Annotated in this window: 12 protein-coding genes and 3 pseudogenes; 9 read left to right on the forward strand and 6 right to left on the reverse strand. The window is 46.4% G+C overall.

Features of this window, described 5'->3' with window-relative positions:
- Both ACJJIK_RS03000 and ACJJIK_RS03005 read left to right on the forward strand, forming a co-directional pair.
- A complete protein-coding gene (locus tag ACJJIK_RS03000) occupies positions 1-1,128 on the forward strand; it encodes an acyl-CoA dehydrogenase family protein (protein WP_444944156.1) in 1,128 nt (375 codons plus the stop codon).
- A gap of 64 nt (positions 1,129-1,192) precedes the next feature.
- Positions 1,193-2,623 carry a coniferyl aldehyde dehydrogenase gene (locus ACJJIK_RS03005; protein WP_444944157.1) on the forward strand — a complete coding sequence of 477 codons (1,431 nt, stop codon included), beginning with the start codon at positions 1,193-1,195 and terminating at the stop codon, positions 2,621-2,623.
- A 50-nt stretch (positions 2,624-2,673) separates the two neighbouring features.
- On the opposite strand, the gene ACJJIK_RS03010 is transcribed toward ACJJIK_RS03005, so the two are convergent.
- Positions 2,674-3,474, reverse strand: coding sequence for an IclR family transcriptional regulator (locus ACJJIK_RS03010; protein ID WP_444944158.1), 801 nt, complete (start codon positions 3,472-3,474; stop codon positions 2,674-2,676).
- 1,897 nt (positions 3,475-5,371) lie between these two features.
- Between ACJJIK_RS03010 and ACJJIK_RS03015 the strand changes: the two genes are divergently transcribed.
- The 4 genes and pseudogenes from ACJJIK_RS03015 to ACJJIK_RS03030 all read left to right on the forward strand — a co-directional run.
- Positions 5,372-5,689: a hypothetical protein gene (locus ACJJIK_RS03015; RefSeq protein WP_444931237.1), complete on the forward strand. Its 318-nt coding sequence runs from the start codon at positions 5,372-5,374 to the stop codon at positions 5,687-5,689.
- Positions 5,690-6,223: 534 nt separating this feature from the next.
- A pseudogene (locus ACJJIK_RS03020) lies at positions 6,224-7,326 on the forward strand (IS3 family transposase).
- A gap of 253 nt (positions 7,327-7,579) precedes the next feature.
- Positions 7,580-7,876 carry a hypothetical protein gene (locus ACJJIK_RS03025; protein WP_444944159.1) on the forward strand — a complete coding sequence of 99 codons (297 nt, stop codon included), beginning with the start codon at positions 7,580-7,582 and terminating at the stop codon, positions 7,874-7,876.
- 89 nt (positions 7,877-7,965) lie between these two features.
- A pseudogene (locus ACJJIK_RS03030) lies at positions 7,966-8,196 on the forward strand (amidohydrolase family protein); the annotation flags it as partial.
- Positions 8,197-8,404: 208 nt separating this feature from the next.
- Here the strand turns inward: ACJJIK_RS03030 and ACJJIK_RS03035 are convergent.
- The 3 genes from ACJJIK_RS03035 to phhA all read right to left on the reverse strand — a co-directional run bounded on the left by ACJJIK_RS03035 (position 8,405) and on the right by phhA (position 11,330).
- Positions 8,405-9,574, reverse strand: coding sequence for a cation:proton antiporter domain-containing protein (locus tag ACJJIK_RS03035; RefSeq protein ID WP_444944160.1), 1,170 nt, complete (start codon positions 9,572-9,574; stop codon positions 8,405-8,407).
- A 202-nt stretch (positions 9,575-9,776) separates the two neighbouring features.
- On the reverse strand, positions 9,777-10,247 hold the full coding sequence (locus ACJJIK_RS03040; protein WP_444931233.1) for an Lrp/AsnC family transcriptional regulator: 471 nt from the start codon (positions 10,245-10,247) through the stop codon (positions 9,777-9,779).
- Between the two features lie 279 nt (positions 10,248-10,526).
- Positions 10,527-11,330, reverse strand: coding sequence for a phenylalanine 4-monooxygenase (gene phhA, locus ACJJIK_RS03045; protein WP_444944161.1), 804 nt, complete (start codon positions 11,328-11,330; stop codon positions 10,527-10,529).
- Positions 11,331-11,525: 195 nt separating this feature from the next.
- Between phhA and ACJJIK_RS03050 the strand changes: the two genes are divergently transcribed.
- Positions 11,526-12,953, forward strand: a complete 1,428-nt coding sequence (locus tag ACJJIK_RS03050) for a TyrR/PhhR family helix-turn-helix DNA-binding protein (RefSeq protein ID WP_444944162.1) — start codon at positions 11,526-11,528, stop codon at positions 12,951-12,953.
- A 6-nt stretch (positions 12,954-12,959) separates the two neighbouring features.
- Here ACJJIK_RS03050 and ACJJIK_RS03055 read toward each other — a convergent pair whose 3' ends face one another.
- Positions 12,960-13,277: an Mpo1-like protein gene (locus ACJJIK_RS03055; RefSeq protein ID WP_444944163.1), complete on the reverse strand. Its 318-nt coding sequence runs from the start codon at positions 13,275-13,277 to the stop codon at positions 12,960-12,962.
- A gap of 140 nt (positions 13,278-13,417) precedes the next feature.
- Here ACJJIK_RS03055 and ACJJIK_RS03060 point away from each other — a divergent pair, with 140 nt between their 5' ends.
- Both ACJJIK_RS03060 and ACJJIK_RS03065 read left to right on the forward strand, forming a co-directional pair.
- Positions 13,418-14,641 (forward strand): CaiB/BaiF CoA transferase family protein, encoded by a 1,224-nt coding sequence (locus ACJJIK_RS03060; protein WP_444944164.1) that lies wholly within the window; start codon positions 13,418-13,420, stop codon positions 14,639-14,641.
- A 57-nt stretch (positions 14,642-14,698) separates the two neighbouring features.
- On the forward strand, positions 14,699-15,067 hold the full coding sequence (locus tag ACJJIK_RS03065; RefSeq protein WP_444931229.1) for a VOC family protein: 369 nt from the start codon (positions 14,699-14,701) through the stop codon (positions 15,065-15,067).
- Between the two features lie 109 nt (positions 15,068-15,176).
- On the opposite strand, the pseudogene ACJJIK_RS03070 reads toward ACJJIK_RS03065, so the two are convergent.
- Positions 15,177-16,153 (reverse strand): annotated as a pseudogene (locus ACJJIK_RS03070) (alpha/beta hydrolase).
- Between the last annotated feature and the right edge of the window lie 159 nt (positions 16,154-16,312).

Below are 16,312 nucleotides of genomic sequence, written 5' to 3' on the forward strand. Positions count from 1 at the left end.
ATGGATTTCTCCTATAGTGAAGAGCAGCGGATGCTGCAAAGCAGTGTTAGCAAGTTTATCCAACAGGATTATGATTTTGACCGCCGCTGTAAAATAATAAGCAGTGATACAGGCTTCAGCAAGGAAAATTGGAAGCTATTTGCCGAACTCGGCTGGCTAATGGTGCCATTTGGTAAAGACGATGGAGGTCTGGGTGGTTCTGCCGTCGACCTAATGGTGGTGATGGAAGAGTTTGGTCGCGGTTTAGTAGTCGAACCCTTTTTGGCCAGTGCAGTCCTAAGTGGCGGCCTAATAGCAGATAGTGCTAGTGAAGTACAGAAGCGCGAACTCTTGGGAATGTTAATGGATGGGCAGCTACAATTGGCATTCGCATTTACTGAACCACATAGCCGTTATAACCTTTCTGATATCGCTATGACCGCAGTACGGGATGAAGACAGTTATGTTCTGAATGGCCATAAAGCGGTTGTCCTAAATGGTGAAGCAGCGGATAAGTTATTGATCGCTGTACGTACCAGTGGGGATCAGCGAGATCATGAGGGAATCACCTTATTACTTGTCGATCCCAATACGGAAGGGCTTCTGCGGCATGGCTATACTACTGTGGACGCGCATCGGGCTGCCGAAATCAAGTTTAATAACGTAAAAGTGCCTATAGCCAACCGGATTGGCGTGGAGGGAGCAGCTTTTTCCATTATTGAAAAAGCTATTGATAGGGCTACATTGGCGCTATGTGCTGAAGCTGTTGGAGCTATGGAAAGGATCTATAAGAAGACGGTTGAATACACTAAAACACGGGAGCAGTTTGGCACTCCTATTGGAAAGTTCCAGGTATTACAGCACCGAATGGTGGATATGTTTACAGAGTACGAGCAGGCGCACTCAATTCTGTTAATGGCGGCACTGCACCTCGATATTAATAACGGAGTTGCGCCCAAGGCAGTATCCGCTGCAAAAAGCCGTATCGGCAAGGCTGCAAGGTTTATTGGTCAGGAAGCGATACAGCTGCATGGTGGTATCGGGGTAACTGAGGAATTAGATGTAAGCCATTTCTTTAAGCGCCTGACGACAATACAGTATTTGTTTGGTAGCACCGATTACCACACGTTACGATTTTCTAAATCCTGAATTTTAGAAATATTAAGTATAAGGAAGGCTCACTCTCTACTTTTCATTTTTCGAGGGTATATATATGGAAAAGGTTGTTGAACACATTAAACCTGTAAGCGTAGGTAAAGTAGAGAGTGTCTTCAAACTTCAAAAAGAGGCATTCCACAACAATCCCTATCCGGATCTTCGGCAGCGTTTAGAGAGTCTGCACAAGCTGGAGCAGTTGATTTTAGAAAATCAAGAATCAATTGCGCAGGCCATTAGTGAGGACTTTGGTAACCGCGCCATCCAGGAAACCAAGATAGCAGAGATTTATGGCTGCATTGAGGAAATCCGGCATGCCTGCAAGCGTTTAAAAGGATGGATGAAACCCCAAAAACGCCATATATCCCTACTGCTTAGAGGGGCAAAGAATCGTGTGCTGCCCCAACCGAAAGGGGTGATCGCTATTATTGTCCCGTGGAACTACCCGTTGCTTCTCTCCGTTGGCCCCTTGGTTAGTGCGCTATCTGCGGGTAATCGCTGTATGATTAAAATGGCAGCTAGTTCGCGGTCACTAAGTACGCTGCTGCATTACTTATTTAGACAATATTTTCCAGAGGATTTAGTCTCTATTCTACCGGAAGTGACTGCTGTGGAGTTTACAGCGCAGCCATATGATCACCTGCTATTTACTGGGTCGAGTAGAGTTGGGCAAGTAGTGATGCGCAGAGCTGCGGATCACCTAACTCCTGTGACTCTAGAGTTGGGTGGAAAATCACCAGTTATAGTGTGTGAAGATTTTGATATCAATATCGCTGCAAAACGCATTTTAAGCTCAAAGTTTTTCAATGCAGGGCAAACTTGTGTGGCTCCAGATTATTTGTTGATTCCGGAGGATAGGCTGGTTAGTTTTTGGGAGTCGGCTAAGAGATTGGTATCTAAATGGTATCCGTCTTTACATTCCAAAGATTATACATCGATAATTAATGAGGAGGCGTTTAACCGCTTAGAGGCATACTTGCAAGATGCTCGAGAAAAGGGGGCTAAAGTTCAGCCGCTGTTAGAGGTTAAAAATAACAGGCGATTGAAGAAAATAGTCCCGACTCTAGTATTAAACCCAACGGAGGATATGAATCTTCTACGAGAGGAAATATTTGGTCCTATTCTGCCTGTTCTCACATATAAGAAGTTATCTGATGCGATGGGGTATATCAATCATAGAGATAGGCCTCTTGCGTTATATATTTTTAGTAATAGCGAGGATCTTCAGGATAATATTGTCAAAAATACAATGTCTGGAGGAGTTTGCATCAACGACTGTGCAATGCACGTGTCGCAAGCAGATTTACCTTTTGGTGGCATTGGTGCGAGTGGTATGGGGCAGTATCATGCCTATGAGGGGTTTTTGGAGTTTTCAAAATTATGGCCAATCTTTAAACAGGCCAAGAAGTCGGCCGCAGGGGCGTTACAGCCACCATATGGGCAGAGATTTGATAAAATCTTTAGATTTTTATTGCGTTTTAAGTTGTGATTCTACCGGGCTAAGCGGGAGGTGGAGTGGGAGAGTATAAAAAGGCTCTGCTAGTAGCGAATTAACATAGCTTCAACATTTCTGACTAAGTTTTTCAATAGGGGGGCTACCTCATTCTCCAAAAAATCTGGGTTGAGTCGATAGGCAGGTCCGCCAGCGTTAAAGGTATAAATGTGCCCCTGGCTTAAAGGTAGGGGCACAGCGATACCATTGACATCGCGGTTCCAATCACCAAAGGAGCAGCAGAAGCCACGCTGTTGGTAGCTGGTGACAGCTTCTTCAAAACCGGCTCTGATCGCTGGCCATTGATTGCCGGTTTTTTTCTCTAGGTAGCCATAAAAATATTCCCGTTCTTCCTGGGGGAGTGCCGCTAAAAAGGCGCGTCCTGAACCACTGGAGGCTATGGAAACTCGATTGCCAATTTCATGGCGAAAAGTGGTGACATTTGCTGGAGCGCAAAACTCAACAAAGATCATATCGAGCCGGTCACGATCAGAAAGCCCGACAGCCGTGCCGGTAGAATTGGCCAGGTCCTGCATCAATGGTTTGGCTACCTGCCTGACCGTGAGATTGGAAACGAAAGCATAGCCGAGAGCTAGGACGCCGCTCCCTAACTGATACTTTTCCATTCGTTCTGAATAAGTTAAATAGCCTAACTGGGTTAGAGTGTAGGTTAATCTGGAAACGCTGGAGCGTGGGAGTCCGGTACGTTGGGCGATCTCTAAGTTACCCAGAAAGCCGTCACCAGGTTGAAAAGCCCGAAGCACATCCAGTCCACGGGCTAAGGCCTCAATGAATTTTCGGTCTGGTTCGGCATCTTTCTTTCTGGGGCGGTCACTTAGTGAAACCATAGAATCAAGCTCTCCTTGCTTATTGATAAGTATACAGTTTTTACTCTTTGATCTGAAGGGGAGTATACGAATTTATGAAGGGGGTGATACAAAGCACTGGAACTATCAATAAAGTGGAGGATGGTTTATGGGGTTAGAATGGGAGTAGCTGCTAAGATATGTATAGATAATTTAGTAATTTTTGTACTCTTATAAGTGCCATGGGGTAGTTCAAGGATTTATCCGATATAGGCCGTAGCTAAGTGAGATTGTTGCCGTTAATTTTAAAGTGGCTAATTATTTTACGCCTGAGGGATAATTTTATATGAAATTATATTTTTCCGGTAAATCTCGCTATTGTGTTCAATTTGAATCGGGCACCTCCTTAAGCGTGATTCTCCAATTTGATAAGGGGTAAATCTCTCTGGATTGTATTTGTTCTGCGTGAGTTGCGGTAAACAATATGAGCTTCCAGATTGGTCGTACACCCTCCCTTGCTGTATAGGGTTCTTCTATTAACCGCTCTCGTTTCAGGCTAATAAAAATCTTCTTCCGATGCGTTGCTTAAATAATTTATATTGTGGCTCATTGGGTGCACCATTTATGCTGCCTTAATAGCGCTTGGAAGGGGGGGGGCATGCTGGCCGCCTCAATCAGGGAGCTACATAAGATCTTTTGGAGGGGGATGAAAGTGATAGTCATTACTAATACGAAGCTTACAAAAATTGTATCCATTTGATGAATTAGGTGTCAGCCCTGTAAAGCCCAGGTGTGTGTAATATTAGTAGCTTAAGCTTGATTTGTGGAATTTGATGAGAAATTCTTACCCAGAAGCCCCTCTGTGGTTGGCAGTTTCTGCCTGCCATCAGTGTAAGTCATTTTTTACTCTTTACATCAAATCTAGTTTTTACATTTGACCTTACCCCGCTCTCTTTCTGCCCCCTCCCCTCATTTCTTTACTGGCGCGGTAGGCTATTTGTAGTGGTTTCTACAGACTCTGCGAGCTTAGAGGTTGTAGGGGCTTGAATATCGTGATTCCCGATTTGAAATACTGGAGTGTCCCTTTGTTGTCATGCTTCACCTTGCTCGGTAGTTTTGCCCTCTAAATAAAGTGTTTAGAGGTGTTAGGTCACTACGGGGCGCTTTGTTAGCCTTTTGGGCTTCTTTTATTTTATAGTTTTAAGATGCTAATTTTTGTTTCCTGTATTCCTCTCTGACTGTCGTTCTCTGCTGGTTATGGGTGGTCTTTACTGGTTTGGCACTTTTTTCACCTGTTTAGTACAGGATCTGTTGTTGCATCAATATTCTAGTCGGTGTCAATAGAGATTGTGGCTCGCCCTGTGTGCAGGGAAACGTTTCAATATTTTGAAGTATTTATATATTCCCATGAGGTCACGTCTCGACTTTTGGCTTGGTTTTCGTATGGCTTCTCTATATTGGACACTCAAACGAGTAGTATTTGAAAAGGGGTGCTGCTTTATTGTGAATTATAAATCTGCTGGCTTATATGTGAGGTGCTTTGAGTGCAGTTATGGTGCACTTTTTGAGGCTCCAATAAGGTTAGTCGAGTTAATTTCGATAGCGAGTTTCCTTGAAATGGTTTTTGATGTTGTGCTTGCTTGTAATGGGCTGTAAGTAATTTTATTTTTTGGTTGAAATAAATTTTGGATTTTATTTCAACGGCCTTATAGGAAAAATATGTTATTTTTTCTATGCTTTTACTGGGTGGTGATCAGTCAGAGATGGTCGCTAAAGGTCAGGTAGGCAGTTTTGTGTGTGCAAGCTATAACTAAGCTTGGTGGGCTTGTTCACCATAAGGTGTAGGCAGTCTATGTAGAGCTCTTTATGTTCGAACGTCTCAGCTATCCCCTGTTGGCAACTTTAGGTTTAATCATTTCTATTAAAAAGGGAAAAAAGTATGAAAGGTATAATTAAATTATTGATACTGCCGCTGGCATTTGGATCACAGGCAGTATTTGCGATGTGCACACAGCATGCCAATCTTCTTACTGGATGGGTAGGGCTTGATAGCCCTAATAAGACCGTTTATGCAGATGTCACCTCTCTCTCAAATGAATGCTCTTGCGATCATGCAAGATTCACTGAGTCGAACACAGATGCGAATATGGCGCTAACAGTTCTTCTTGCAGCTAAAGCATCTGGCAAAGGGGTTAGAATCGACTTTATAGATGCAGAAAATTGTAGTTCTGCATATAGGGTTTATCTAGAGGAGTGATATATTAATCCGGCAGATAGATGGTCTCTCTAGGTTGTATGTTTAAGTGAGTGGTGTTTGAGGTAAGATACTCCGCTGTAAAAGGAGCTGTAAATCTGCCGGGTTAGTGATTGTACATAAGGGGGTAAGTAGGTTTGTGGCTCTATAAAAAACTTCATACATGGAAGGGTTACGTTTTGATTGGGGGTAAGATTTTATGCGTTTTTATCTCCGCCTTAGTTTCTTTGGGGCTGTATTTCGGACTCTAAGCATGCCGTTTCTAAGTCAATAGGTTCTCTTTTGGTTAGGAAATCCACCTGATGGTAGGTGTGTGCGCTGAGTATTTTTTTCTTGAGCTTTGGGCTGCTCCGTGTCTAGGGTGTTTTTTACATGCCCTGGGTGGCTTAGCGCTAAAAAATTAGCTAGATGTAGTGGTGTGCTAAATTTGGCCGCCTGACATTGAGTGTTATTATCACACTCAATAAGATCAGATAAAATTATGACCAAGTCAGGAAGAAACATTTTTCCTTAGAATTTTACTTAGAAGCTGAGTAGCTGGTAGTCGACCAGAGCTATACGGTAGAAGATGCTTGTGAAGACATGGGGGTCGGTAAATCTATTATGGAATCATAAATTTGAAAGCTGCGTGCAGAGCGAGGTGGGAAAGCACCTGTAGGTATTGTCATCACGCCCGTGTGGTTACGTATCCAAGAGTTTGACTGGAAGCTTATACGGGTTGAAGAGGGAAAAGAAATTCTAAAAAATCTGCGACTCTCTTGATGTTGGGCTCGTTGAGCAATTTAAGATAATTGATCGATGGCAGGAGAGCTACACTCAGCGATTGTGTGACGTATTTGACGTACACCGGAGTTGGCGGGGTAGGCCGCGTGAACAAAACCGAGGGAAGTACAATTACAGGCCCGAACTAAAGCTGTCCATAAATTTAGTAATGGTTCAGCCGGAGCAAGGACAATATCAAAAATCGTAATGCAGGGGGTATGTAGCTTAGCCGATACCGTGCAACACGACGAATGAAGCTACTCGCCCTGAAAAGTACTCAACTACCGAAGCATCAGTACCGGACAGCTGAGCAGCCACATATTGATGTGCTGAATCACTTAGATCGGAAGTTTGATGTGGCGGATACCAATAAGGCTTGGCTGGTGATATTACGCATATCTGGACAGGGGGTCGATGGGCGTATCTTGCAATTATTGTTGACCTATTTGCACGTAAACCTATTGGGTGGGTACTATCGTTACCCCCAGACACAATACTGGTGAAAAAGGTACTTACGCTGCCCTATGAATCACGAGGAAAGCCGAAGGGAGTCTTGTTTCACTCGGACCAGGGATGCTCGTACACGGGCCTTGCCTTCACAGTTACTATGGCGCTACGGTATGACACGGAGCCTAAGCCACCGTGGAAACTGTTGGGATAATATACCGGCTGAAGGTTTCTTCCTAAGTTTGAAAATAGAATGGGTGTCGGGTACCGGATATAAATTCTTCTCCTCAGCTAAGCAGGGGGTCACTAATTCTATTATTGGCTACTACAGCCAAATACGGCCACACACACAAAAAAATGATGGGCTGCCACCAGGTGTGGCGGAAAGGAAATGTTGGAGTGTTCAAGATTGGGTGATCAAAAATAGTTGACCACTACAGCGCCTATTTTTATGAGTGACTAAGTGATTATCTCTTAAAAGCAAGGGTTACTTTGTCATTTGTGTTGGTGTGATATTGATTTTTATGACTTCCATAGTGTAGGCTATTTTTGGATTTCAGATCGAGCCATAATTTTTATCGAGCTTAAGTGGGCTCTGGTGGTGGATTGCTAACTTTGCAAAACCTGCCATAAGCTAGTTTGTCAGAGGCTACTTAAGTATTAATATTGGAAAGGGGGTAAATAATGAGAGCTTTGTTGTTGGGGATTTCTGTACTTGTATTGTCGGTGGATTGCTTTGCCGGGCCTGTAATGACGGCTGATATAGTAAATGTTAGAGTCAGGTCGGCGGTCACATATATAAAGCTAGAAGGGTGTAACACATATAGTAAAATATATTTTGACACAGAATATGAAAAAGCTATGTATACAACTGCTCTCACTGCTGCCACATCAGGTAAGCCAGTAACAGTTGAATTTGAAGAGTCAGACGGTTGTAATTCAAAGGAATCTGAATTAATTTTTTTGGATATTTCATACTAAAGCCTAAAAAATGTAATGGTGAGGGGCTGCGGGCAGGGGCAGCTTATTTTGAATCTAAGCTGCCTCAGTGAAACCCTTTTGATGTACCAGTTTATTTGCAGGCAGGTCTAAAGGGTCCCTTGCGTAGCTCTGAGTTGGGGCGACCAGCTCATATTGAGGGAGTTGCACTTGATTCCCCAGATTTGAAAATCGTTTTCGATCATATTGGTTATCCCTGGCACAATGAAATAATTGCCTTTGCCACAAAATTCCCCAATATTTATATCGCCCCTCCGCATACAAACCTAAGCACCATCCTCAGGAGTTGGTTTCATTTATAAAAGCTCACAGTAAGAATAAAGTAATATTTGGAGCAAGTTACTCTATGCTCGCGCCGGAAGTGTGTCTGAGGGATGTGCGCTTACTTAGCCTGAATCCTGATTAAGGAAGCATCCGCCCTATTCTTATTCAAAAATGTAAAAAAGTTTTTAAATTGTAGCTGATGTTAAGGGTTGAATATTCTCTAAGTGTTAATCTTTGTTAAGGTCTTTAATCCCTGCGCAGTTCATCCTTAATCGCAATGGGATTGGGGAAGTTCATCACCACAATGTAAGATGAGACTAGGAATGTCAGGATAGCCGTTGCCTGGATTAGATGTGAAGCGGCGCTGCCAATTAAGTTTTGTGAGTAAGCGAGTAGGGCGATTAGTAGAGAGAACTCACTAATTTGCCCAAGCCGGAAGCCGATGTCCCAGGACAGCACTTTGTGTTCGCTTCGATTTCCCAATAAGTAGTGAAATACAGCGGGTTTTATGATCAATACTGCCGCTGCAGTTACCAGTGCCGGGAGGAAGATCTCTGGCACCATTGATAGCTTGAATTGAGCCCCGAGGCTGAAGAAAAACAGGATAAGGAAAAAGTCTCGCAGAGGTTTAAGGCTTAAAGCGATGTATTGTGAGATTCTACTGGCGGCTAAGGTAATACCTCCGATAAATGCACCAATTTCCCTGGAGAGGCCGACGATTTCGGCCAGCTCCGCCATTCCCATACACCAGCCTAATGCCATTAGGAACACGTATTCATGGAAACGGTCAAACCGGGAAAATATAGGTAGCAAAATATATTTAACGATTAGCCAGGCAAATAGAATTAGTAGCGGCAGTGAGCCAAAAGAGAGAGCCAGCTGCCAAATTTGTGTATCCCCTGTGTTATCACTAAGTAGTACCATTAGACAGACGATGGCTACAAAATCTTGGAAGAGCAGCAGTCCCACCATTAATTCGCCCAGGTGTTTATGGTGAAGCACCGTTGTGGGGAGTAGCTTGATGCCAATAATAGTACTGGAGAACATCAGGGCCATCCCAATAACCCAGGACTCAATCGTAGTAAAAGCAAAAAGTTTACCAAGCCCAAAACCCAGACCGAGAAAAATTGTACAGCTCACGAGTCCCACAAATGTCGCCTTGCGCAATACAGCCACCAGTGCCTGCGGTTGCATATCCAGACCGAGTAGGAACAAGAGAAAGATGATCCCTACGCTAGACATATCGGAGAGCAGGCGCAGATTATCGATAACTGCAAATCCTGATGGGCCGAGCAGTACGCCGAGAGCGATATAGGCGACGAGTAGGGGCTGTCGGCCAAAAAGGGCGAGGGTGGCGAAAATTGCTGCGCCACTGAAGATTAGAAAAAACGACTGGAAAAGAGAGCTGTCCGCCACAGGCTATCCTTGTTGTGAGCGAAATTTTAACAAACCCCTAATTAATACCGAGATGTCTGTTGCAGAGAATAGGGCCTAAAATTTACAGATCTCAAGGCCCGCAAAGGTATTACGGAATTGATTGGAGGCTCCTTAACTATTATCCATAGATGTGCGAGCAGCTGAAAGTGTTACTTGTCTAATGGGCTTGTAAGCACAAGCGCTACTCCCCCGGCGGTATGGGGAGTTCGGTAGTACTTTTGATCTGCTCCAGGGCGAAGTTAGATACAATGTCACTGATGCCAACATGCCGGATAAGCTCTTTGTAGAAGCGATCATAAGCGGTGATATCGCTAACCACGACTCGTAGTAGGTAATCGTATTCGCCGGCCATACGGTAGCAGGCGACTACCTCTGGCAACTGTGCCATGTGTTCGGCGAAATTGTCGGCCCATTCCGGTGTGTGCTGGTCAGTTTTCACCTGGGCAAAAACCGAGACTGGTAATCCCAGGATTTCAGCATTGAGCAACGCAACTTTACGCCGAATGATCCCGCTTTTTTCCAGCTTTTGTACTCTGCGCCAGCAGGGGGTCTTTGTCAGGCCCACACGCTCCGCCAGCTCCTCAATTGAAAGGCTGACGTCGGATTGCAGAATCGCGAGAAGTTTTCTATCAATCGCGTCAAGTGAGGACATAGTGCTACGCACTCCCTATAAGTCGGGGGGGCTGTGTCCTTGTATAAATGGGTTTGCCACCCTGGCATACTGCCCCTTGTAACGTATTTTGACGGGGGAGGTGCTAGGGGTTCCGGGTTAAATCTTCGGTTTCCCATTGCACCCATTGCAGATACGATAGGCTCATAGCAAGGGTGTTGGTAGTGGAATTTTCCCTAATGTGCAAATCTTCTGGGGGAGCTTTTTATTTTTACTGCGGGGACTTGGGTGGAAATTGACCGCCCAAGTCCCTGGAGGATATCAGGCTGCATCTTTAGGTGGGAAGCGCGGCTCAAACAGCCCCATATCAATAGCCTCTTGAACTTTGGCCATTAGGTCAATTTCAGTCAGTTCCTGTAATTGCTGCAAGCTGTTCAGTACATAGTAGATGGGCTGCACAATATCAATGCGATAGGGGGTGCGCAGGGCGGTAACTGGGTCAAAGTCAAAGCGCTCTGGCTGATTGCTGAGTGCGTATAGGGTTTCCTTCGGGGAGGAGAGAATACCACCACCGTAGATACGCAAACCGTCGGCAGTATTCAGCAGGCCAAACTCGACGGTAAACCAGTATAAGCGGGCTAAGTAGGCCCGCTCTTTGGGGGAGGCTTTGAGGCCGAGCTGCCCGTATTTGTGCGTAAAGTTGGCAAATGCCGGGTTGGTAAGCATGGCGCAGTGGCCAAAAATCTCGTGGAAAATATCAGGTTCTTGCAGGTAATCAAATTCTTCAGGAGTGCGGATAAAAGTTGCAACGGGGAATTTACGGTCTGCGAGAAGACCAAAAAAGGTCTCGAAGCCGATCAGTGCAGGAACGCGGGCAACTTCCCAGCCAGTTTCCCTGCGCAGCACGCTGGAGACCTCCTCCAGTTGCGGAATGCGATCGGTAGGTAGATCCAGCAGTTCAAGGCCGTGCATATATTCGTCGCAGGCGCGCCCAGGTAAGACATCCAGTTGGCGCTCAATTAGGCGCTGCCAGGTTTGGTGTTCAATATCGGAATACTCGATAAAGCCCTCTTCATTGGGCTCGCGGGCAACGTATTTACTCGCCTTCTTTGCTTCTTTTTTCATGAGTGTCTCTCCGGTAGCTCGCTGATCTGAGCTATTTCCCTCTGCTGAGATCAGGCTGCTGAACCTGTTGTTGTTATCTTCGACCTCTATTTTTAGCCAGGGGTGCCCGGGGAGGGGAGGGCTTGGAGTGGGCTATTGCGTCTTCTGGGGAGTTCAAATTACACTTTCTGTAAACATTTCTTTACAGGTGGAGCTGTGAGGGTCGAAATAACCTGCGCTAATCGTGTCGGTATATTGCATGAAATCATGCAAATTTTTGGTGAATATCGGATAAATGTAACCTCTGGTGAGCTCGGGGGAGACAGTGGTGATAAGGTCTACCTCTCTGCCCCGGGAATGCTTGCTACCCAATACCAGACAATCGAGAAGTCCCTGCACCGGGTTCCCGGCGTCCAGCGAGTGCGGCGTATATCCCTTCTGCCCCTGGAGCGGCGGCACTTCGAGCTGGACACCCTGCTGAGGCATGTGACAGACCCTGTGCTCAGTGTGGATAGGGGCGGGAGAGTTGTTGCCGCGAATTTGGCGGCTGCCAGAACCTTCGGCGTGAGCCTGGATAAGGTGCCAGGATTGCAATTGCAGCGCTTCCTACCTTTGATGCAAGTCGCTGAATTGCTGCGGGATTTCGCCGTGCCCCGCTATGGCCTGCCACTGGTGGTTCGCGGGCAGAGTTTTCGGGTGGACTGGTCTCCGATAACTCTGGAGGGGAGCCCCGGAGCGGTGGATTCACTTGCCGGTGCAGTTTTGCGCCTACAGCCCTGGGATAGTAGTGAACTCATTACTGAGTTGCCCAGACCAATGGTACTGTGGGATTTCGACTTGCGCCGCCAAAGCTGCCTACAGTTGCAAGACTTATCTGAACTCAGTGCACCTATGTTGATACTGGGTGAGCGCGGCAGCGGAAAAACGACCTTTGCTTGTGCGGTGCACTATCTTTCACCATCCGCTTCAAAAGCGGATTGTTATCGGCTAACTCCGCGCTGTGGAGCGCTACAGCTGCCGGCTCACCTACGCCAAACGGGCACGTTAATACTTGAGGATCTGCATACGCTGACGGCGGAGGCTCAAATAGAGTTACTCAGGGAGATCCGCGATCTGCCGACATCGCTGCGTCTAGTGGCGACATCGAGTGATAGAGGGGCTATTGCAGCGCCGCTGGCACAGCTCTTTTCTTCTTTGGCCATATCCTTGCCGCCGCTGCGAAATATGCGCCCGGCATTACCGCGTTTTGCCCGTGCTTTAATGCGACAGGAGTCTTCCGAGGCAAGTGAGCTCGACTTTGATAACCAGGTGATGGAGCTGATAAAGCTGCACGACTGGCCGGATAATTTTAATGGACTGAGTGATTACTTGAAGGTCGCATCGAGTCAATGTTTGATCAGAGAAGGGGGGGCGATCGCTTGTACAGATGTACCGGATTTAATGGTTAAGTCTGAGCTGCCCTGGCGAGATTGGGCGCGCGGGCTCTCTTATAAAGAAATGATGGCGCAGCTGGAGAGGGCCCTGCTGACCGATATGATCGAAGGCCGCTCCTCAACCAGGGAGCTGGCCAAGGAACTGGGGATTTCCCATACGGCAGTTGCTAACAAGCTGCGTAAATATGGTCTCTCGATGAATAAAGAGTAACCGGGGTTAGCGCTCAATCCGCCCGAGTAATATATCTTTGAACATAACAAAGTCCCCGATAAAGCTGTAGACGGGGTATTTAAAAGTGGCTGGGCGATTGTTTTCAAAGAAGAAGTGCCCGATCCATGCCAGGCCATAACCTGCAACGGGTGTAACTGCCAGCCACAGCATATTGGAAGTCACCAGAGCCGCTAATATTGTCGCAAATACCAGACTGGTTCCCAAAAAGTGCAGACGGCGGCAGATGAGATTGCTGTGTTCCTGTAAATAGAATGGATAAAATTCGTGAAAAGATTCAAATTTTTGCGCTTCTATAGCGGCCATGCTGTGCCTCCTTATTTTTATTGCACAATCAAGTGTAAGACGAATATCTAAACCCGCCAATCAGGGCGCCGGCGTAAATTATCTGTTAGGCTGCCGCAAAAATATGCGGTTATCCCGCAAGTAAGCGACATGAGGAAGTTATGGCAGGTCCACTCGCACACTTAAAGGTACTCGATTTAAGTCGTATTCTTGCCGGTCCCTGGGCTGGGCAGGTATTTGCTGATTTTGGTGCAGAAGTTATCAAGGTAGAGCGGCCGGAACGAGGGGATGACACCCGCCACTGGGGGCCTCCCTACCTAAAAGATGAGCAGGGGAGCGATACTGCTGATGCTGCGTACTACCTCAGTGCTAATCGCGGAAAAAAATCAGTGACGGTCGATATCACTACAGCAGAGGGTCAGGCCTTGATCAAGGAGCTGGCGGCGCGCTGCGATATTCTTCTGGAGAATTACAAAGTAGATGGATTGAAAAAGTACGGCCTGGATTATGAGTCTATCAAGGCGATCAACCCCGGTGTCATCTATTGCTCAATCACAGGGTTTGGACAAACCGGGCCGTATAAAAATCGTGCGGGCTACGACGCCATGATCCAGGGAATGGGGGGGCTGATGAGTATTACCGGTGTGCCGGAAGGGCAGCCGGGTGCGGGTCCGCAAAAGGTGGGGGTGGCCGTTGCCGACCTAATGACCGGAATGTATGCGGTTTCCTCTGTTCTGGCCGCTGTGGTCCACCGGCAGCATACGGGGGTCGGCCAGCATATCGACCTTGCGTTGTTGGATACTCAGGTGTCATGGCTCGCCAATCAGGCGCAGAACTACCTTACTTCCGGCAATAGCCCGGAGCGACAGGGGACTGGCCACCCCAATATTGTGCCCTATCAAGCAGTTCCATCAAAAGATGGCTACTTTATGTTGGCAGTGGGGAATGATGATCAGTTCAAGCGCTTCTGTGTGATTGCAGGTGTTGAGCAATTGGCGGAAAACCCCGCCTATGGGACCAACTCCGCGCGGGTTATGGCGCGTGAAGAGCTGGTACCACAGATTGAAGCGGCAACACGTCGGCAAGACTCCGCTTGGTGGCTCCACCACCTCAGCGAAGCACACGTTCCCTGTGGACCGATCAACACGCTGGAAGAGGTCTTTGCCGATCCCCAGGTGCAGGCGCGGGGCATGGTGGTAGAGCAGGAGCATCCGGAGGCTGGAAAAGTGAAGACTGTACGTAATCCGGTAATTTTTTCTGAATCGGCTCTCGACTACACCCAAGCTCCACCAGTGCTGGGGGAGCACACTTGTGCAGTGTTGCGTGAGTTACTCGGCAAAAGTGATGAACAAATAGAGCAGTTACGGAAAAATAAGATTGTGTAAGTTGTAGCTCACAATTAACCCGGCACAAGGATGTGCTGTGCAATTTAGGGAAAAGTGATGGAACTTGATCACGTCAATATTACCGCCCCTATGGAAACCCTCAAACGGGTGCGGGACTTCTATACACAGGTGCTCGGCCTGACTGAAGGCGAGAGACCCAACTTCAAACGCGATGGTTTTTGGCTCTATGGCAATGGCAGGGCCGTTTTACATTTGATTGATGGTGAGGTGAGTGGCGAGCAGGTGGAGAAACCCTACCTGGATCATATTGCCTTTCGTACAGATGCTCTTGAGCCGATTAAGCAGAGATTGGACGCTCTTGGTATTGCCAGCCGGCAAATGGATGTACCCGGTCGCAATCTGCGGCAATTGGTATTTTTTGATCCTGTGGGGGTTAAGGTGGAGGTTAATGCACAGGTTGATTAGCCTCCACTTAATAAAAATCGATTTTACTTGCTCATCAAGAGCTAATGTGCTCTCTAAATTATAAGTGCTTCCTATTAAAGCCCCCGGCTTTGCCGGGGGATATTTACTGTTATTGAGAGGCTTTATTGGCAAAAAGCTTCTCAAATGCATCGTAAACTGCAAGGTGTAGAGTGTCGCCATGATCTAACTGCTCAAAGTAACCAAAGTGTACCTTCGCTTTGCTCTTCTCATTATTTAGTTTATTGAAAAGTACTCTGGCCAGGCGCTCCATGGTTTTTCCTTCTTTTCCTACACCGATATAAATCAGCTTGTTATCACAGCAGTTTTTCGGAATATCAGTCAAAAGAGATTCTCCGCTCCACCATAGGCTCGGGCTGATAATAATATAGTTGTCGAAAAGGTTTGGGCGCTTCCATAGGATCTCTGTGGCTACAAGTCCACCCAATGACTGACCGATCAAAGTGGTACTGTCTTCTGTGCGATAGTTTTTTTGATTAAAGGTTGGGCTTCCCTGTCAAGGAATTCAATAAACTTTTTCGACCCGCTTGACGATGGAAACTCCTGTTGATCCAAAGTTTGGGTTGAGGGAAATGTAAAGTCCCGCTTTCTGTCAACATTTGCCACGCCAACCAGAATGGATTCAGGAATCATGTTGATCCAGGAAAACGCCCCGAATTGTAGTATGCCTGCGATATGGATGAAATCTTCGGATAAAGAGCCATCTAAAAGATAGATTACGGGATAGCTTTTACCGATTTCGCGATGATAGCTGTCGGGTAGGTAAATATTTAAGGTACGCTGCTCATCCAGGATTTTGGATGCAAAACTAATGGAATCTCCAACTATCAAGGGGGACTTCTCAATATCTATCGCGTAGACAAAAGTTGACATAAGGAGTACAGCAAAGAAAGAGAAATACCGGGCCATAGCTTTTGTATCCATTAAAGGGTGTATTCTGTTGAATCGGGCAGGCTTGTTTTGTCTGGTTTGTTGAGATTCTGAACAAGTAATCAAGCTAATATTAACACCTTGTAATATAGCTTTTATAGAAGTTTTCGTTGATTTGTTGTTCGGAAGTGCTCGCATCAAAACATCTAGTCTAAATAGGAGGGCTGTTCAGAATTTTTTATCAGTTGGGTAGTTTTGTAAACTTTCTGGGGGGGTAATAGGTGTACGAATACTCCATTAGTTGCTGTCCATAGAGTTAATACGTTTATCTGAGTTTGTCGTTATAAATGGAGCGGG

It is taken from the genome of Microbulbifer regidiadema (SeqCode) (genome assembly GCF_052466995.1).